14 protein-coding genes are annotated in these 19,366 nt (G+C 59.2%); 9 read left to right on the top strand and 5 right to left on the bottom strand.

All coding sequences use genetic code 11. From position 1 onward, the window contains the following. Window positions 1-53 precede the first annotated feature (53 nt). On the top strand, window positions 54-647 hold the full coding sequence (locus AC3RLQ_RS06600; protein WP_493035488.1) for an HAD family hydrolase: 594 nt from the start codon (window positions 54-56) through the stop codon (window positions 645-647). Between the two features lie 9 nt (window positions 648-656). Here AC3RLQ_RS06600 and rsmA read toward each other — a convergent pair whose 3' ends face one another. Beyond that, window positions 657-2,003, bottom strand: coding sequence for a 16S rRNA (adenine(1518)-N(6)/adenine(1519)-N(6))-dimethyltransferase RsmA (rsmA, locus tag AC3RLQ_RS06595; protein WP_493035486.1), 1,347 nt, complete (start codon window positions 2,001-2,003; stop codon window positions 657-659). 71 nt (window positions 2,004-2,074) lie between these two features. Between rsmA and AC3RLQ_RS06590 the strand changes: the two genes are divergently transcribed. Continuing rightward, the gene (locus tag AC3RLQ_RS06590) at window positions 2,075-2,446 is read left to right on the top strand and encodes an aspartate 1-decarboxylase (RefSeq protein WP_493035484.1); all 372 of its coding nucleotides are present in this window, start codon (window positions 2,075-2,077) and stop codon (window positions 2,444-2,446) included. Window positions 2,447-2,448: 2 nt separating this feature from the next. Here AC3RLQ_RS06590 and AC3RLQ_RS06585 read toward each other — a convergent pair whose 3' ends face one another. Beyond that, window positions 2,449-3,231 carry a putative polyvalent protein kinase domain-containing protein gene (locus tag AC3RLQ_RS06585; RefSeq protein ID WP_493035482.1) on the bottom strand — a complete coding sequence of 261 codons (783 nt, stop codon included), beginning with the start codon at window positions 3,229-3,231 and terminating at the stop codon, window positions 2,449-2,451. 147 nt (window positions 3,232-3,378) lie between these two features. On the opposite strand from AC3RLQ_RS06585, the gene AC3RLQ_RS06580 reads away from it, so the two are divergent. From AC3RLQ_RS06580 to AC3RLQ_RS06550, 7 genes are all read left to right on the top strand, one after another. Next, window positions 3,379-6,480 carry a PVC-type heme-binding CxxCH protein gene (locus AC3RLQ_RS06580; RefSeq protein ID WP_493035480.1) on the top strand — a complete coding sequence of 1,034 codons (3,102 nt, stop codon included), beginning with the start codon at window positions 3,379-3,381 and terminating at the stop codon, window positions 6,478-6,480. 66 nt (window positions 6,481-6,546) lie between these two features. Then, the gene (locus AC3RLQ_RS06575) at window positions 6,547-7,461 is read left to right on the top strand and encodes a dihydrodipicolinate synthase family protein (RefSeq protein ID WP_493035478.1); all 915 of its coding nucleotides are present in this window, start codon (window positions 6,547-6,549) and stop codon (window positions 7,459-7,461) included. A 156-nt stretch (window positions 7,462-7,617) separates the two neighbouring features. Further along, complete coding sequence (locus AC3RLQ_RS06570; protein WP_493035476.1) at window positions 7,618-8,511, top strand: sugar phosphate isomerase/epimerase family protein; 894 nt, start codon at window positions 7,618-7,620, stop codon at window positions 8,509-8,511. Window positions 8,512-8,598: 87 nt separating this feature from the next. Beyond that, entirely contained in the window at window positions 8,599-9,396 is a 798-nt protein-coding gene (locus tag AC3RLQ_RS06565) for a PIG-L deacetylase family protein (protein WP_493035474.1), read from the top strand. Between the two features lie 94 nt (window positions 9,397-9,490). Then, the gene (locus tag AC3RLQ_RS06560; protein WP_493035472.1) at window positions 9,491-9,925 is read left to right on the top strand and encodes an NYN domain-containing protein; all 435 of its coding nucleotides are present in this window, start codon (window positions 9,491-9,493) and stop codon (window positions 9,923-9,925) included. A 27-nt stretch (window positions 9,926-9,952) separates the two neighbouring features. Next, a complete protein-coding gene (locus AC3RLQ_RS06555) occupies window positions 9,953-10,666 on the top strand; it encodes a tetratricopeptide repeat protein (RefSeq protein WP_493035470.1) in 714 nt (237 codons plus the stop codon). After that, window positions 10,663-14,238 carry a hydantoinase B/oxoprolinase family protein gene (locus AC3RLQ_RS06550; RefSeq protein ID WP_493035468.1) on the top strand — a complete coding sequence of 1,192 codons (3,576 nt, stop codon included), beginning with the start codon at window positions 10,663-10,665 and terminating at the stop codon, window positions 14,236-14,238. The genes AC3RLQ_RS06555 and AC3RLQ_RS06550 overlap by 4 nt, the downstream gene beginning before the upstream one ends. An 89-nt stretch (window positions 14,239-14,327) precedes the next feature. On the opposite strand, the gene AC3RLQ_RS06545 is transcribed toward AC3RLQ_RS06550, so the two are convergent. The 3 genes from AC3RLQ_RS06545 to AC3RLQ_RS06535 all read right to left on the bottom strand — a co-directional run bounded on the left by AC3RLQ_RS06545 (window position 14,328) and on the right by AC3RLQ_RS06535 (window position 19,242). Continuing rightward, window positions 14,328-15,818 (bottom strand): PPC domain-containing protein, encoded by a 1,491-nt coding sequence (locus AC3RLQ_RS06545; protein ID WP_493035466.1) that lies wholly within the window; start codon window positions 15,816-15,818, stop codon window positions 14,328-14,330. Continuing rightward, complete coding sequence (locus tag AC3RLQ_RS06540; RefSeq protein ID WP_493035465.1) at window positions 15,818-17,158, bottom strand: DUF1501 domain-containing protein; 1,341 nt, start codon at window positions 17,156-17,158, stop codon at window positions 15,818-15,820. The genes AC3RLQ_RS06545 and AC3RLQ_RS06540 overlap by 1 nt, the downstream gene beginning before the upstream one ends. A 134-nt stretch (window positions 17,159-17,292) precedes the next feature. Then, window positions 17,293-19,242, bottom strand: a complete 1,950-nt coding sequence (locus AC3RLQ_RS06535; RefSeq protein WP_493035463.1) for an acyltransferase family protein — start codon at window positions 19,240-19,242, stop codon at window positions 17,293-17,295. Window positions 19,243-19,366: the final 124 nt, after the last annotated feature.

The raw sequence follows: 19,366 nt of genomic DNA, 5'->3' as shown, positions 1-19,366 counted from the left end.
ATCCGAAAAGTTGGTTGCCGCCCGCCGTCGTGTGAGGTTTATGAACGCAACCCATGCCCCTCGAAATCCCCGACTACCCCTTTCAAGCCTACATCTTCGACTGCGACGGCACCCTCGTTGATTCCATGCCGCTGCACTACATCGCCTGGGTGGAGGCTTTGAAGCAGCATGATGCGCCGTATGAGTTCACCGAGGAGGAGTTTTATGCACACGCAGGCATGAAGGAACAGGACGTGGTCAAGCTGCTCAATGCAAAGCATGGTGCCTACGTGGACCCCGTGAGCGTGGATGAGCTGAAGATGGAGATCTTCGCCAGGCGCATCCCCGAAGTGCAGGCCGTGAGCCCCGTGGCAGAGTTTGCCAAATCACTCTTCGGCCGCTTCCCCATCGCCGTGGCCTCCGGCAGCGAAGAATCCACCGTGCGCGGCTGCCTGACAGCCACCGGCTTGATCGATCTCTTCCCCATCATCATCACTCCCAAGAAGGTGAAACACGGCAAACCCGCGCCCGACATGTTCCTTCTCGCGGCGGAGCAGATGGGCATCGCACCCAGCGAATGCCTTGTCCTCGAAGACGGCAACAGCGGCATCCAAGCCGCCAATGCCGCCGGAATGCAGTCAGTGTTTATTCCACGAACAATGCGGTGAAAATCGCGGCTACTTCTGTATCCACGCCTTCCAGCACGTCACGAAACCCTTCGCAAAGTCCTGCGGACGCGCATCCACCCACGCGCTGATGTCCTCCGGCTTGAACCAATCCCCCGTGGCGATCTCCTCGGGCAGACAGCGCACCGGGCCGTCGTGCCGCGCGATGCGTAGCTCCACGAATTCATGGTCCGTATTGTCCCCTGCCGGGATTTGCGCCGCCAGTTCCGTGGCTTCCACATGGATGCCAACCTCTTCTCCCAACTCCCGCACTGCAGCGCTGGCATAGCCTTCCCCGGCATCCAGATGACCCGCAGCGCTGCTGTCCCACTTCAGCGGTGACACATCTTTGAGATGCGAACGTTGCTGCAGGTAGATGAATCCGCGTTTGTTGATCACAAAAATGTGCACCGCACGGTGCAGCAGCTTGCGCTTGTGCACCTCGCCTCTCGTGAGTTGCTCGATGACCTCGTTGCGCTCATTCACCACATCAAACATCTCGCTCGCCTTCTGGCCCGCATCGGCTTCGTGCCGCTGCTCATAATGGCGCGCAATCTGAATCCACTGCGTCAGCGACAGCGCCTCCGCACGCACCATTCCCGTGACGCCGAGCGCCTGAATCAGCGCTTCCCAGCCGCCAGGAGCTTCGGGCAGGAGATTCTTCAATTGCTTGCGCCGCTGGGAGAACCCCATGCGCACCAGGCGGTCAAACAGCACATGGTCAAACACTGGCAGCGTGGCGGGATCTCGCGGCGTGAGGCGGATGATCGCGGAGTCCACCCGCGGCTTCGGCACAAAAACCTCCGGCGGCACCACCCGCAGCATTTCCACATTCCAGTCCTTCTGCACCAGCAGGCTGAGCGCACCGTAGGCATCGTCTTCACAGGTGGCCGCAAGGCGGTCGCACACCTCTTTTTGCAGCATGAATACCGCGCAGCCGACCGGTGACGGCGGCGTGAGCCAGTGCTTCAAGATCTCGCTGCCGACGGAATACGGCAGATTCCCCACAATGCGCAGCGGGCCATGTTTGAACCACGCACGCAGGTTGATACGCGTGGCGTCATTGTGGATGACTTCCACATCGTCCCGGCCTTCAAACTGGCTTTGCAGCTCCGGCGCGAGCTGGGAATCTTTTTCAATCAAAATAAGTTTCTTCGGCCTGCCGACGAGATGCTTCGTCAAAGCCCCCATGCCGGGTCCGATTTCCACCACAATATCAGCCCCGTCCGGCTGCACCTGATCACCAATCCAGCGGGCAATCTCCTCATCCTGCAGGAAGTTCTGCCCCATGCTCTTGCGCGGGGTGAAGTGCGGGCGGGGCGGCGGGGCTTCGGAGCGGCGTTGGTCGCGGTATCTCATTGCCTCATCATCCACCGTTCTGAGCTTCCATCAAACCAATCCATTCAGGCAGCCAATACTTGACCCCCGGCATGAATGAAGCACTCTTGAGGGTGCTTAGAACCTGCCTCAAATCCAAACTTCACCGTGCCGCCATTACCGATGCCAACATCGCCTATGAAGGCAGCATCACCATTCCGACCGATCTCATGGAAAAAGCCGACCTCTGGGTGGGCGAAAAAGTGCTGGTGACCTCCATCACCAACGGTGCCCGCCTGGAAACCTACGTTATCCCTGCTCCCGCCGGCTCCGGCCAGATTGTCGTCAATGGCGCCGCCGCCCATCTCATCAACACCGGCCACCGCGTCACCATCATGGCCTGGGGCCAGAGTGAGCACCCGATCATCCCCAAGCGTCTGCTGCTCAATGAGCGCAACGAAGTGGTGAACGACACCGTGCTGTAAGTTCAACAAAAGCGTTCGATTGTTTCGCGCAGGAAACCCTGCGGACGCATGGGAATGATGTCGATGGGCACAAGCTGTCCGTCGCAATATAGGACATTGCTCTCGCCGACATCAAACAACGCGAGATTCTGCTCTGCGTGATACCAGCGAGTGGGATCATCATAGATGTCGTCACGGACAGGCCGGAAACCGAGATCACGCAGCCAGCGGCCTATCTCCGCCCAGGTTGCGTTGCGTGCGGCATACCAGGATTGTGAAGTGATGATGGAGAGGTGGCCATCAATTTGTGAGAAGCCTTCCAACCGGTTAATGTCCGGATAGAGCGTATCGAGCAGGATTAGGCGTGAGATATATTGCGCCGGAGTGCCTGGCCGCATGACCAAATATTCGTCAAGCCGGGTGGAGACCACCTCACTGGCCACAGACGGCCAGAATCCAAACTTGGCACCTTTCGTAGCCTTAAAGGCAAGGTGTCCGGCTGTCCGTCCGCCAAAGACTGCATGCTCCATGCGTCCACTGTTGCGAGGCCCCAGTTTTTCTATTGGAATCCAGAGTTGCTTGCTTGCCGCCCATTCAGACAAAAGGCCAATCTGCTGATCGCGGATTACGGCGTACCCTGCGGGCGTCCAAGGCTCCGGTTGATCTGTGCCACTTTCTCCTCCCAGGACATCAAGGGCTGCTTGGAGGCCAGGGCCGCCGCTTCCTCTCGCGTGATCCACGGTTTGACCGGCAGTGATGATTCCTGGGTCTTGGCGACTGGTTTCAGAAGGGACGTCTCCAGGCATGATGTGGCAAGGGTGGCCATATTTGAAGACTAATGGCAAGGCGGCGCACGGCAAATGCCTTTTTACTTGGATCCGTCCATCACAAGAATACCACCATGGGCCACTTTCGGCTGTTCATGCTGCCGCAGGACTCCGTATGATCTTGTCATGACTCAGACTGCCGCCTGTTCTCTCCTGCTGCTGCTCGCCTTAAACACCTCGCTTTTCGCGCAGGCGGATGGCATCAAGACGAAGACCACTTACGCCAAGGCCTACGGCGAGACGAAAAATCCCGTGGCCGTAGATCCGGGCAAGGACCTGCCACGCTACCCCGCTGTGGAACCCAAGGACGCCATCGCATCCTGGCAGGTGAAAAAAGGCTTCAAGCTCCAACTCGCCGCGCATGAACCGCAGGTGCGCAGCCCCATCGCCGTCTGCTTTGACGAAAACGGCCGTATGTTTGTCTGCGAGATGATCGACTACAGCGAGATGCGCGATGTCACCCCGCACCTCGGTCGCATCTCCATGCTGCAAGACAAAGACGGCGACGGCCACTACGAAACGAGCCAGGTCTTCGCCGATGACCTCCCCTGGCCCACCGGCCTCGTCTGGGCCAATGGCGGCCTCTATGTCGGTGCCACGCCCGACATCTGGCGCTTTGAGGACAAGGACGGCGACGGCAAGGCCGAAGTGCGCGAGAAGGTCTTCACCGGCTTCGGCACCGGATTAAAAATCCTCAATGTGCAGGGCCTCATGAACAGCTTTCAATGGGGGCAGGACAATCGCATCCACGTCCTCGCCGGTGGCGGTAACCGCGGCGTGATCACCTGCCTGAAGCGTCCGGACGACAAAGGCGTGGAACTCGGCGGCAAAGACTTCTGGTTTGATCCTCTCACGCTCGAGTTCGGCCTCGAAGGCGGCGGCGCGCAGTATGGCATGAGCTTTGACAACTACGGTCGCAAGTTCGCCTGCTCAAACTCCGACCACCTTCAATACTGGGTTTACGACGACAAGTATGCGAACCGCAATCCCTACTACCCCATGCCCCCCGCACGCCAGAGCATCGCGGCGGACGGGGGTGCAGCGGAGGTTTTTCGCCTCAGCCCAGACGAACCCTGGCGCATCATTCGCACGCGCTGGCGCATCGCCGGTGTGGTCAAAGGCGCGGTCGAAGGCGGCGGACGCGTCAGCGGCTACTTCACCGGCGCCACCGGCACCACCATCTATCGCGGCGATGCCTATGGCCCCGACTTCGTGAACAACAGCTTCACCGGAGATGCGGGCGGCCAGCTCGTGCATCGCAAGATCATCAAGCCCAGCGCTGACGGCATCAGCCTGATCGGCGAACGTCCCGCCGACGAGCACGGCTTTGAATTCGCCGCCAGCAAAGACACCTGGGTGCGCGTGGTGAACTTCGCCAACGCTCCCGACGGCTGCCTGCACATCTGCGACATGTACCGCGAGGTCATCGAGCACCCCTGGAGCATTCCCGACGAGATCAAAAAACACATCGACCTCAACAGCGGCAACGACCGCGGTCGCATCTACCGCATCGTGCCCGACAAAGGCGCCGAGCGCATCGGTCAGAAGGTGGCCTTGGGCAATGCGAGCACCGAAGACCTCGTCAAGACCCTCGGCCACCCCAACGGCTGGCACCGCGACACCGCGCAGCGCCTGCTGTTTGAGCGCAAGGACAAGGCAGCAGTGCCGCTGCTGACAGCACTTTTCCGAAATGCTGACAGTCTTGCAGCCAACCAAGGCACTGAAGCTTCCTCTCTTCCTGCGCTAGCAAGGTTGCACGCACTCGGCGTGTTGAAAGGTTTGGGAGAATTGACCTGGAATGTGGTCAATGCGGCACTCTCAGATGCCGACGTCAACGTGCAAATAGCGGGATTGCAGATGAGTGAAAGCAATGTGACCAAAACCTCCGAACCAGCCATGCCTGGCACCCAAGGCTGGAAAAAAGTCGAACACTCTTCAGACGCCCGGTTGCTTTATCAGTACGCATTAAGTTTGGGGGCAGCCCCTCGCTGTTTGGACATGCTTGGAACCTTGGATATGCAGCAGGCAGGTAGCGACAAAATTCTCGATGCCTATCTCGCATCGGCTCCAGATGCAGCACTTCCCATTGTGAATTCACGCATGAACAAGAGGAGGGCCCCGTATATCAACTTTACAGTTCAACAAAGAGCAAGAGTCTTTGAAGCCGCAGCAGCTTATGTGGCGGTCACGGCAAAGAAGCCATCTCCCAATGATCCGCCATCCTCGCTAACTCCAAGCTCACTAGTTGCATTCGTTTCAAATTGGCCGGAACCAGAGGCGATTGCGGCACTGGCCAAGGGTTTTAAGCGGGGTGGTTTGACCATGGAACAAGCAGATGCCGGCCATCATTTGACTGCGGTATTCACCAAGGCCGCAGCAACCATTCAGGACACCAAGGCTACGGAGGCAATTCGCATCAATGCCATTGAACTTCTTGGCTATTCTTCCTCAAAAGAGTCGTTGGACGCGCTGATCCATTGCCTCGGCGAGAAAGAGCCGGACGCGATTCATGCAACCTCGATTCGAGTACTGGCGCAGAACAGCTCACCTGAAGTGACAAAGTCGCTCATCTCAAACTTGCCCGGCTTCGGCCCCACCGCCAAAGAAGCCGCTCTCGAAGCGCTCCTCGCCCGCGAAGATCGCGCCCTGGCCCTGCTGGAATCCGGCACGGTGAAGCCCACGGAGTTCTCTGCCTCCCAAGTCCAGGCGCTGCTCAAACACAAGTCCCCCAAAGTCGCCGCAGCAGCAAAAACGGCTCTAGCCTCCGTTATTCCGCCATCACGTGAAGAGGTGACAGCGAAGTTCAAACCCGCCATCGCAGCACAAGGGGATGCCAAGAAAGGCCAGATGCAATACATGGCACGTTGTGTGGCCTGTCATCGTGCAGGAACCATAGGATTGCAGGTGGGCCCGGATCTTATTACGGTAAAAACCAAGGGTCGCGAAGCGCTTCTTACGGCAATCCTTGAGCCCCATAAGGAGGTTGCCTCTCAGTTCATTGCCTATACAGTCAATACGAAGGATGGCCAGACACTGACAGGAATTATTACGAATGATACTGCATCCAGCATGTCCATCAAGATGATGGGCGGCATTGAAAAGACACTCCAGCGTTCGGAGATCAAAGGCAGCAGCTCCACTGGGCAGAGCCTGATGCCGGAAGGTTTGGAGACTGGCATGAGCGTTGCAGACATGGCTGATCTTCTTAGCTTCATTGAGGGACAATAACCCTCCCTTAAAACTGAACCGGTTTTTCTTTGCAGCCTGCGCTGTCTGCGCTCCTGTGATCCTATCATGAAGACCACCCCCGTTACCTTCGAAGACCTGCAGTCCTCCGTCATCGCCGTGCCACCACTTTGCCGGAACAAAGATCTGTCTTTGGCCAAGTCGCAAAACAGCCGGCTGATCAAGCACATGTACAAAGGTGGCATCCGCACGCTGCTGTATGGTGGCAATGCCAATCTCTACAACATCGCTCCCAGCGAGTACCACTCCCTGCTGAAGATGCTCGTCGATGTGGCGCCTGAGGACATGTGGATCGTCCCCTCCGTTGGACCGATGTACGGCACAGCGATGGATCAGGCCAAAATTCTCAGCGAGTTCGCCTTCCCCACCGCGATGCTGCTGCCCACGCTCTTCCCCTCCAAGCCTGCCGGTGTCGCCACGGCCATTCGTCATTTCGTGGAAAAGTCAGGCATCAAGGCCGTGCTTTACATCAAGGACGGTGCCTACATCACTCCTGAACTCGCCGCCGAACTCGTCAATGACGGCCTGATCTCCTGGATCAAATACGCCATCGTCGAGCCCGATCCCAAGAAGGACCCTTATCTCAAGAAGCTCATCAAGCTGGTGGACACCAAGCTCATCGTCAGCGGCATCGGCGAGCAGCCATCCATCATCCATCTGCGTGACTTCGGCGTCACCGGCTTCACCGCAGGCTGCGTCTGCATCGCCCCTTCCCGCTCCACCGCCCTTCTCCAGGCCATCTTGAAGAAAGACTGGGATACCGCCGAAAAGATCCGCGAGGAATTCGTCGCCCTCGAAGACCTGCGCAATGCACACAGCCCCATCCTCGTGCTGCATCACGCCGTCGAACTCTCCGGCGTGGCCCAGACCGGCCCCGTGCTGCCTCTTCTCACCGAACTTCCAGCCAACCTGCTGCCGAAGATCGAGAAAGCTGCCAAGGCATTGCTGGCCAAGAACGGCTGAGCCGGGAGTTTGCGATGGTTATCGGTGGCTCCAAGCCACGGCTGACCATTGCTTCAACAAAGCACTTCACTTCCCGCATTAGGCATTGCCTAATGCGGGAAGTTTGTATTGACGGTTTGTGACAACTCACGCCATGGATATGCGTATTCTCACACCATGACTTCACGCCGTCACTTCATCCAGTCTCTCTCCACCACCGCTCTCCTTGCCGCTTCCGGTGGCATCACTGCCCAGGAAGCCGCCAAACCCGCCCGCAAGCTGCGCAAGGCCATCATGGGCGGCACGCTCGGCATTAAGGGCACGCTGGTTGAGAAATACAAATTCGCCAAGGAGGCAGGCTATGAAGGAGTCGAGCCCGCAGGCGGCCTCAATCATCAGGAAGTGATCGATGCGCTCGGCCAATCCGGCCTGCAAGCCGCCAGCGTGTGCTGCCACACGCATTGGAAGCAGACACTCACCCATGACGATCCCAAGATCCGTGAGGAAGGTTTGCAGGGCGTGCTCACCACTCTGCGCGATGCCAAGGCCTACGGCGCTGATTCCATCCTCGTGGTGCCCGGCGTGGTGAATGAAACAGTGCCGTATGATGTCGCCTGGTCCCGCTCCATTGCTGAGATCAAAAAAGCCGTGCCGCTGGCCAAAGAGCTCGGCGTGAAGATCTCCATCGAGAACGTCTGGAACAACTTCATCCTCAGTCCGCTCGAAGCCGTGCGCTATCTTGATGAAGTGGGTGATCCCATCGTGGGCTGGCATTTCGACATCGGCAACGTGCTGCGTTTCGGCTGGCCGGAGCAGTGGATCAAGGTGCTTGGCAAGCGCATCAACCGCATCCACGTCAAAGAGTACAGCACCAAAAAGATGAAGGAAGAAGGCATCTACAAAGGCTTCGACTGCGACCTCACCGAAGGCGACAACAACTGGCCCGCCATCATGAAAGCCCTCGATGATGCAGGCTACACCGGCTGGGCCATCAGCGAACAGCGCGGCGGCATCAACCCCAACGGCCTCAAGATGCTCACCGAACGCATGGACAAAATCTTCGCCATGTAACAAACAGTTTAGCGGTTCTCAGTTCTCTGTTCGCCGTTAACAGAGAAACATGAACCGAGAACCGAGAACCGAGAACAATTCCCCCCAATGCCTTCCGCCCTCGCCATCTTCGCCCATCCTGACGACATCGAATTCGTCGCCGCCGGAACCCTGCTGCTGCTCAAAGAGCGCGGCTGGGACATCCACTACATCAATCTCTGCACCGGCAACGGCGGCTCCGTGCAGATGGACGGACCCACCACGACGCAGAAACGTCTCGAAGAAGGAAAAGAGGCCGCGCGCATCCTCGGCGCCACCTTTTATCCACCGATTTGCGATGACCTGGAGCTGACCTACTGCGTGCCTTACCTCCGCAAAGTCGCCGCCGTCGTGCGCATGGCCCAGCCCAGCATCGTCCTCACCCATGCCCCTGCTGACTACATGGAAGATCACATGCAGGCATGCCGCCTCGCTGTCACCGCTGCGTTTTCGCACTGCATCCCCAACTTCCAGACTGATCCTCACCTCCCTTCCTATTCGCACGACGTGACCGTCTATCACGCCATGCCGCACGGCCAGTGCGATCCCCTGCGCCAGAAACTTCAAGCCGGGCAGTATGTGGACACCACCAGCGTTCACGACCTCAAGCGTGAATCCCTCGCCGCTCACGAAAGCCAGAAACACTGGCTCGACGTCAGCCAGGGCATGGACTCCTACCTCATCAGCATGGATGAATCCTCCCGTGCCATCGGCAGGCTCTCTGGCCGGTTCGAATACGCCGAAGGCTGGCGCAGACACCTCCACCTCGGCTTCAGCGCCAAAGAAATCGATCCTCTCAAAGACGCCCTCGGCGAACTTTGCTTCATCAATGAGGAATACGAGCGGGCCAAAGCCACTCCGGTCTGAGCACCCAGTTCGAAGGTTTAAGCGAAAAGTTTAAAGTTGGCAGCACACTGGCTCCCAGCTTGAAAACTTGAGCTTAAACCTTTAACTCGGCCCCATGCCCGCTCCGCTGACCTACTTGCTTGTCGACGGTCACAGCGTCATCCACGCCTGGCCGGAACTGAAGCGTGAGCATCGTGTCGCCTCCCGGCGCCATCTTGCCCGCACAGAGCTGCTCAAACGTCTGCGCAATCTTCAGGACATGAGCGGCATGCAGGTCGTTGTCGTGTTTGATGGTGCCAGACAAGGCACCAATGAAGAGCGCGAACCCCAGGGCCTTCAGATCATCTACGCCGATCCCGGCACCACGGCGGACACCATCATCGAGCGCCTCGTGGCCAAATACATTCAGGAGCGCCCCATGCGCGTCGTTTCCGCCGACGGCATGGTGCGTGAAACGATTCTGTCACTTGGAGCTGAGTGGTTCAGCCCTGAAATCCTCCGCAGCCTGTGCGATGGTGCCGAAACCAGCATGCGCACCCGCCTTGCCTGATTCCCATTCACGTTCTAACCTTCTGCCATGAGATTGATCTTTCCCCTTTTGTTTTTGATGCTTGGAGTTTCCGCCGCTCTGGCGCAAGCCCCCGCCAAGGCTCCCGTTTCAGATGAGGTCAAAAAACTCCTGCTGGAAGCCCGCGATATGCGCGTGAAGCAGCGCTACACCGACGCGCTCGAAAAGCTGGATGCAGCCGAGAAACTCAACCCCAACCTTGCCGACATCTACGCCCTGCGCGGCGACATCTACCTGGCGCCACGCCGTCGTGATTTTGACCTCGCCCTGCCCCAGTTTGAAAAAGCCGCGCAACTCCAGCCGGAGAGTCCGCTGCCCAAGTTCAATCTCGCCGAGTTCTACTTTGTGAAACACGATTTCACCACAGCGCTCCAGTCCTTCACCAAACTGGCCACGGACTACCCCAAGCTGCCCATGGTCATCCGCCACCTCGTGCATTACAAACGGGCGCTGTGTGAACTCAAGCTGGGCCACCGCCCCGCCGCCGACCAGATCATCGCAGAAAATTTCACCTTCATGGACGACACCCCGGCCTACTACTTCAGCAAGGCGGCCATTGCTTTTGACCTGGGTGATCCCAACAAAGGCAACGAATGGGTGAAGCGTGGCGTGGCTGTCTTCAAAGCCCCGAGCTGCGAACCGTACTACGATGCCTTCAAGGAACTGCGCTGGGTGCCTGACCTGGACTTCGCAACTCCCCCGGATGCGCCCAAAAAACCGTGAAGTGGCGCATCGCAGCCGATACCGGTGGCACCTTCACAGATTGCCACGCTCTCGACCCTCAGGGCCGTGAATCACGCTGCAAAGTACTTTCCACCGGTCACCTGCGTGCCGTCGTGGCCAGCAGGACGAACATCCATGTTCGTCTCTCCGGCCTTCCTCCCCTGCCCGCCAGTTTCCTTGCAGGCTTCCACATCAATGACATTGGCAGCACGGAAGGCCGTACCATCACTGCCTTCAACAATGACACAGGAGAGATCACACTCGACTCCTCTCCATCATGGCAACCCGGCACCCTGCTGGAACTCACCACCGGTGAGGAGGCTCCGGTCCTCGGCGCGCGCATTCTGACCAACACCCCGCCCGGGCGCGAGTTCCCACCCCTCAACCTCCGCATCGCCACCACGCGTGCCACCAATGCGCTGCTGGAACACAAGGGCGGCCGCATCGCCCTCTTCATCACCCGCGGCTTCGGCGACCTCCTGCAAATCGGCGACCAGCGCCGCAGCGATCTCTTCGCGCTGAAGCATGAACCGCGCGTGATCTTCCACGAGATCGCGCGCGAAGTCCCCGAACGCATCAGCGTCTCCGGCGAGGTTCTCGAACCCCTCGATGAAACCCACGTTCGCACGTCCGCCCTTGAGTGCATCGCGCAGGGCATCACCACCGCCGCCATTTCCCTCCTGCATGGTCACGCGCATCCGCAGCATGAGCTTCGCGTCGCCACCATTCTGCGCGAGTGCGGCTTCACGCATCTCACGCTCTCGCATCAAACCGCCGCCTTTGCCAAGCTCCTGCCACGCACCCAGAGCACCGTGGCCGATGCCTATCTGCACGCTCCAGTGCAGTCCTTCCTCAATGGCATCCGCCGCGTGTCCCCGGACATGCAGGTGATGACCAGCGCGGGCGGTCTCAAATCCGCCGATGAGATCCGGCCCAAGGACATGCTGCTCAGCGGTCCTGCTGGAGGAGCCATCGGCGCCGCCAATGCCGCGCGCCGCCTCGGCATCACCAAGATCATCACCTTCGATATGGGCGGCACCAGCACCGATGTGGCCCGCATCGACACCCGCCCCGGCTACCGCTTCTCTCAAAACGTGGCCGGCATGCAGTTGCTCGCGCCCTGCGTCGCCATCGAAACCGTCGCCGCAGGCGGTGGCTCCATCTGCCACCTCACGCACCACGGTCTCGCCGTCGGTCCGCAAAGCGCAGGCTCCAATCCCGGCCCCGCCTGCTATGGCAAAGGCGGCCCGCTGACCATCACCGATGTCAATCTGCTACTCGGCCGCTTCGATCCCGCTCGCGCTCCCATCCCACTCGACATCGCAGCCGCACAGCGCCGCCTAAGCGAACTCCACTCTCAAACCGGCAGCCCCGGCACGGAGGCAGACCTTCTGCAATCCCTGCTGCGCCTCGCCATTGAGCACATGACCGATGCCATCCGCCGCATCTCCATTGGCGAAGGATTTGCTCCCGCAGATCACGCGCTGCTCGCCTTCGGTGGTGCCGGTCCTCAGCACGCCTGTGCCGTGGCCGAATCCCTCGGCATGCAGACAATTCTCGTCCCTGAGCACGCCGGCATCCTCAGCGCCGTCGGTTTGCAGGAGGCCGTGCCAGAACGCATCATCGAAAAAGAGATCCGCCTGCCTCTGGAAGTAGCGCGGGCAATCTTGCCCGCTGAGCTTGCATCTTTACCGCACGGAGAGCGCACACAGATTGCCGAACTTCGCCTCAAAGGCCAGGACACGCCGTTGCAGGTGGAGTTTCAAGACCCTGCCGACTTACCGCATCTCTACGCCGCAGTTTACGAACGCCTGTTTGGTTACAAACCGCCTGCCGAACGCGAGATCGAACTCGTCAGCCTGCGCATCATTCTGCGCGAGCCCCAGAGCGCCACTCAGGGCTCACCACTTCTCGCCCAGCCTCTCGAACCAGCCCCCGCGCTGATCCAGGATGCCTTCAGCACCATCGTCATCGCACCCGGCTGGCGCGTGGAAAAGGTCGCAGGCTTCGGTCATGTGCTGCGCTGCGATCAGGCGGCAGGCCCGCCCCCCACGTTGGGGCGCGATCTCCTGCGACATCGCTTCCACTCCATCGTCAGCGACATGGGTGCCCTTCTCTGCCGCACCGCTATTTCCACCAACATCCGCGAGCGCCTCGACTTCTCCTGCGCGCTGCTCGATCCCCACGGACGCCTGCTCTCCAGCGCCCCGCACATCCCCGTGCATCTCGGCGCCCTCGGTGTCTGCGTGCGCGAAGTCGCACAAGCCGTCGCCATGCAGCCGGGCGACACCATCATCACCAATCACCCCGCCTACGGTGGCTCACATCTTCCCGACGTGACGCTCATCACGCCCGTGCATGATTCAAAGAATGCGCTCATCGGCTACATCGCCAATCGCGCGCACCATGCCGAGATCGGCGGCATCACGCCCGGCTCCATGCCCGCCAATGCCACTTGCTTGATCGAGGAAGGCGTCGTCATCGCACCACGTCACCTCATTCGCGGCGGCGTCTCTTGCTTCGATGAGCTCAGCACCCTGCTCACCTCCGCCATCCATCCCACGCGCAATCTCGCTGACAACCTCGCCGACCTGCACGCCCAGCTTGCCGCCAACCTGCACGGCGCCGAGCGTCTGCGTGCGCTTTCAGACGACTCCTTGCAGCCCATGATGCAAAGCATCCTGGATCATTCCGCCCAGGTCATGCGTTCGCAAATCGAGCGCCTGCCCGCTGCGATTTCAGCAACGGAGAAACTCGATGACGGCTCCACCATCGCCGTCTCCATGCGCAAGTCCGACGGCAAACTCATCCTCGACTTCACCGGCACCTCCGGCGTGCATCCGCGCAATCTGAACGCCACCACCGCCATCGTGCGCAGCGCCGTGCTGTATGTGATGCGGCTCATGCTGCAGGAAGACCTGCCCCTGAATGAAGGACTGATGGAGCCCGTGGAAATCCTCTGCCCCGAATCCCTGCTCAATCCCACCTTCACAGGCGATGCGGCGCGCGATCCCGCAGTCGTAGGCGGCAATGTCGAAGTCAGCCAGCGCCTCGTCGACACCCTCATCAAAGCCCTCGGCCTCCAGGCCTGCAGCCAGGGCACCATGAACAATTTCCTCTTCGGCGGAGCCGGCTTCGGGTACTATGAAACCATCGCCGGTGGCTCCGGTGCTGGAGATGGCTACCACGGTGCCAGTGCGCTTCACACGCACATGACCAACACCGCCATCACCGACCCCGAGATCATCGAACAACGCTACCCCGTGCGCCTCCGCCAGTTCGCCATCCGCCGCCACTCAGGCGGCATCGGCCAATGGCACGGCGGCGATGGCGTCATTCGCGAATTCGAGTTCCTCGCCCCTCTCACCGTCAGCCTCCTCACTCAGCATCGCGTGGAATCACCCTTCGGTCTTCACGGCGGCTCCGCCGGAAAAACCGGCCACCAAACCCTGCTGCGCGATGGGCAATCAACAACACTCGAAGGCTGCACCTCCTTCCCCGTCCAACCCGGAGACCGCGTCACCATCCAAACCCCCGGCGGTGGTGCCTGGGGAAGCGGCCCCGCCGCTTGAAGTACGACAGGCACTCATGCCTGTCGACCAGCGCCCTCAAATCTCCCCAACCCCACCGCACAAAGTCTGCCCTGTGCTAAGCTCGCACCTCACGGCTTCTTCGCCACCACCGTCAGCCACGGATGCGTGTCAGTCATGATCAGCAAATCCCCTCGCGGCTCAGTAAACGGAATCGCATAGCTCGCCTTCACCGTCTCCACCGCATCCGGTGCGCTGGTCACAATCTCCACGGCAAACGGTGCCTGATTCGCCACCACCTCCGCCGTCGCCTTCAGCGTCAGCTTCACCTCACCCCCCTTCGCCGGCACATCCACGCTCTCCGCTGTGACACCTGCAGGCAACTGCACCGCCTGCGCTTTGATCTTTCCTGCGAAGGTTCCGTTCGTCTTCACCGTGACCTTCACCTCCACCGACTTTCCAGCCTCCAAACGATAAGCATGGGTATCCAGCGTGGCCGTAAGTGAAGCCACAAACGGCTTCACCGTCAGCTCATACAGATGCTCGGCGCTGCCATGTTGAAACCGGTCGCCCACAATCAATTTAAACTCACCATCCTTCGGCGCTTTCCAGCGCAGCGTGGGGTCCAGGCTGTCTTTGTCGGCATCATCCGCCTGCTGCAGAGATTTGCCCGCCTCATCCTCGATCCGCAGCGTGGCATCCAGCAGGCTGCGCACGCGCTGCGCACGCACGCTGATCTGCAAATCATCACCCTTCTTCGCTGTGAACGTGTAGGCATCCTCTTCCGCCGCCTTGCTGATGCAGCCATTGAGCACCGCTGGCAGCGTGATTTTCCCCGGCTGGCTCAAAGCCGCCACGGCCTTTGCCACATCCGTCACCGTGAGCCGATACACATGACTCGCGCTGCCTTTAAGGGCGACATCAGCCGCAGGCGGATGCGCAAACGCGAAAAGCTGCACAAACAAAGCGCCGTCGGCAGCAGGCGTGTATTCAATGCGCGGATCGAGATTGTGTGTGTCATGCCCGGCAGCGATCTCAACACCCCGTTCGTTCAGCAGCCGCATCGCGGGGTCCATCGGTGAACCCAAGGCGTAGCCATGCAGATCAAACCGGATGCGTTTCCCCTTCTGCGCCCGGATGGCGAAGGTGTCCACATCGCCCGCCTTCTCCAGCACGCCGTTGAAGGTCACATTCATCTTGCCCTCAGCCTGCTTGGCATCGGCCAGAGTGTCATTCGGCTCCTTTTCCAGCACCTCTTCAAATTTGCCCACCTCGATGATTCGAGGTGGCGAGGCATCCGCTTCGTTGTACAGCCTGATCAGGCACGGGCCCGGCACAGCATCTTTGGAGATGTTCAAATAGAACTTTTTCGGCTTGTCACCGCCCAGCACCACCACATGCGGATCGCTGCTCCAGACCAAGAGCGTCTCCTTCTCCAGTCCCTTGCCGCTCACCAGCGTCTCCACCCGGCCGCCAATCTGCCCTCCTGCTGGAAACAGACTTTCAAACGCATGCGGTGCAGCGAATGCCGAAGTAATAAAGGCGGAGCACAGAATGACGAAAGCCAGCACACGGCGGCCATTCGTCATTCTGCATTCGTCATTCGTCAGTTCCCGGCGCATCACGCAAACAGTTCGCGGATGGGCCTGCCGCCGTTGATCAACTGCACCGGACGTCCGCTGCCTGTGTGCAGCACCTGGTGCGGATCAATGCCGAGCTTGTTGTAAAGCGTCACGGCAAAATCTTCCGGCGAATAGATGTTGTCGCTGGCGTAGTAGCCCTTCGGATCGGTGGCACCAACGATGCCGCCACGTGGGACTCCCGCGCCTGCGAACAGGATGTTCATCGCGCCCGGCCAGTGGTCGCGGCCCGAATCCTTGTTGATCTTCGGCGTGCGTCCAAATTCTCCGAGGGCAACGACCAGCGTGCTTTCCAGCAGACCACGGCGGTCAAGGTCGGTGATCAGGCCGGCCATACCCTGGTCAAACTTGTTCATGAATTCACCTTTGCAGGTCTTGAACAGATCGCGGTGATGGTCCCAGCCACCGTAGTTCACGGTGACAAAAGGCACACCCACTTCCACAAGACGTCGCGCCAGCAGCATGCGCTGGCCCAAATCATTGCGGCCGTAGAGATCCCGCGTCTTTTCGTCTTCCAGAGAAATATCGAAAGCTTCCTGCGCCGGCTTGGAGGCGATCAGATCCACTGCCTGACCGTAGAAAGTGTCAAAGCTCACCGCCGGATCTTCCGCCACGGCATCATTCAGACGCTTCATGCGGTCCAGCGAATGACGCAGATCACGGCGTGCGAGTCCGCGTGCATCGGAAATCTCGGAAGGCAGCACCACGTCGCGCACCTTAAAGCCCTTCGAATTCGGGTCACCACCGGCAACAAACGGCGCATGCTCCGCACCGAGGAAATTGGGGCCACCGCTGCGAGTGATGCTCGGCAGTGTCATGTAGGCGGGCAGACCATTTTTGATGCCCCGCTTGTAGCTCACCACGCTGCCAAAAGACGGATGAAAGGTCACGAAGGCACCACAGCCCACCGGCACCGGTGTCGGCGCGCCCGTCATCATGTAATGATTGCCGCCGCCGTGGTTCGGATCCTTGTGCGTCACGCTGCGCAGCACGGTGAACTTGTCCGCCGCTTTGGCCAGGTGAGGCACACTTTCAGAGAAGCGCACCCCTGGAACACTGGTCGGGATCGTGCCCAATGAACCCCGGATCTCACTCGGAGCATCCGGCTTCGGATCAAACATCTCGTAATGCGATGGACCACCATCCAGCCACACCAGAATGCAGTTTACGGGCCGAGCGATCGAAGGCTGCGGAGCCTGCGCTGCCATGGCTCGTGCACGCAGCAGATCTGTGAAGCCCAAGCCGCCACCGGCAGCGGTGAGACCGAGCTTCAGAAAATCACGCCGCATGTGACCGGCGCAGTTGTGAGTAAAACGAGTCATTGGTATGAGCAGACTACGCGAAATATCAGGCATTCTTGCGAGGGTGGTCAAAAGTCCTGCTCAATTAATGACACGGGTGTCCGCAGATGGCCCTACTCGTGGAATTTCGATGCCCTCAGCGTGAATGGAATGCTTTAAAACTTTTGTACCAGAGACCTGAAAAAAGGAACCAAGAGTTCCGCCCCAGCGGGTGTGAGGTGGTTGTTGTCATGGTAGAGGAGTTTGTCATTCTGAATCACACGATAGTTGCCGCTGCTGTTGAGAAAGAGATCGGACGGATCCACCACGGTGACTCCCATCTCAGTGAGTTTGGCAAAGATCTCAGCCATTGGGGCGCTGACCTTTTGGTGCTGCTCCTTGCTGATGCCAAGGGTGTCAAAGTCGCGCTTCCGCAAAACGGTGAGAGCAGCCACACGGGGTACGTCACTGTCATGTTCGGGCAGACCTTTGAACACGATCACCTGGGCACCTGCCGCCATGAGGGCTCGCATTGAGGTGACAAGATCGTCTCTAAGTTCGTCTAATGGCCCATACAGCTTCCACCTGCAGATGAAGATGACATGTTTGATGTGCTGCTCGGCAACGAAGTCCACAATATCTTGGGAGACTTTGGGCGCCCTTTTGCTGGGCGGTTGATAGGGAGTGGGGCTGTCCTTCACGGCCGGAGGAGTTGCTCGACGGGCTGGCATGAGAGCACGCAGCGAAGCCTCGCGGCAGACAAGGTCCAAGGCAGGGGCGGCCGCTGCGGCATGGCTGTCTCCATACAGAAGAAGGCTGATCGGCTGGGTGACTTTGTCAGAACCAAACTCGATGAAATTCCAGCCGTTGCCTTGGAACGTGCCGGCCTGGTCGTGAAACTTTTTGTAACCATCCTGAGTCTGGTTGTCCATATGAGTGGAGGCGTAAGCAAGTGCTTTGGCGGGGAATCGCGCCGGAAAGCCATTGAAAATCCACACTGTGGACGCCAGGGCGAGAAACAATGCCGTGGTGATCCCTGCAAATTTAAAAATCTGGCGGCGTTCACCGAGCCACTGTCGACGACGGAAAGGCGTTTCGATTAGTTTCCAGGAGAGCACGGCAAGTGCAAAGCTCAGCAACAGCAACAGAATGCGGCTGGAAGTGCTCAGCTCATGAGCGGAGAGATACTGGGACAATGTCAGCAAAGGCCAATGCCAGAGATACAGCGAGTAGGACACCAGTCCTATGAAGACAAAAGGGGGAAATGAAAGCAGTCGCCCGACGATAGAGGGACTTGAGCCACTCGAAAAGATGATGAGCGCCGCCCCGAGACATGGGGCCAGTGCTGCAGGGCCTGGAAAGTGCATGTGATCATCATAAGCAAGCATCGTCATGCAGATCAGCCCCAGCCCCAGAAGGCCGGATGCCTCACTCACCCACCTTTTAACTTGGGGTCTTGGGCAGTAGATGGCCAGCAATACACCGACAAGCAGCTCCCAGGCACGGAATGGCAGAAGGTAGAAGGCTGAACGATAATTGTGGGATGAATAGGCACCGACCGACCCGAGGATAAATGAGCCAACGGTGATCCCGAGAATGTAGTGCTTCCATTTGGAGGACCGGGGCCGCATGAGGAAGGTCAGCAGCAGCGGAAAGAACAGGTAAAACTGCTCCTCCACTGCCAGTGACCAAGTATGGAGCAGAGGCTTCGTTTCGGCCGCCGGAGCGAAGTAGTCGCCATTTCCCCGAAAGTAAAAGTTGGCAGCCATCAGCGCCTGGTACAGAAGAGACTGGCCTGCTTGTTTGAAATCCTCAGGCAGGTAAAACATCCAGGTGGTCACTAGAACAAACACCAGCACGACGCACAGCGCGGGCAGGATGCGCCGGATGCGCCGCTCCCAAAACTGCGGCATGCTGAATGAGCCTTCCGCCATCTCCCGGACAATGAGTGAGGTGATCACATAGCCGGAAATGACAAAAAAAACGTCCACTCCCGCAAAACCGCCCGGGCAACCAAGCTTGGCATGATAGATAAGCACCTGCAGAACTGCCAGAGCTCGAAGGCCATCAATGTCCGGGCGGTATTTAAAGGCTGGCTGGCAGGGGGTGCTTGCAGAAAGAGTCATTTTTGAACGTATCCAAGGGCCCTAAACCTAGGCGTCAACATCCGCAATTTTTTGCAGATTGTTTTTTGGAGGCAGTGGTGACCATGCCCCATCGAACGACCGGGGTGCTGAGACACAGGACGGA

The sequence above is a fragment of the Prosthecobacter sp. GW821-HT29F12 genome (genome assembly GCF_058803405.1).
Note: the sequence above shows the minus strand (reverse complement) of the source record. Positions and strands in the feature narration are given on the sequence as shown.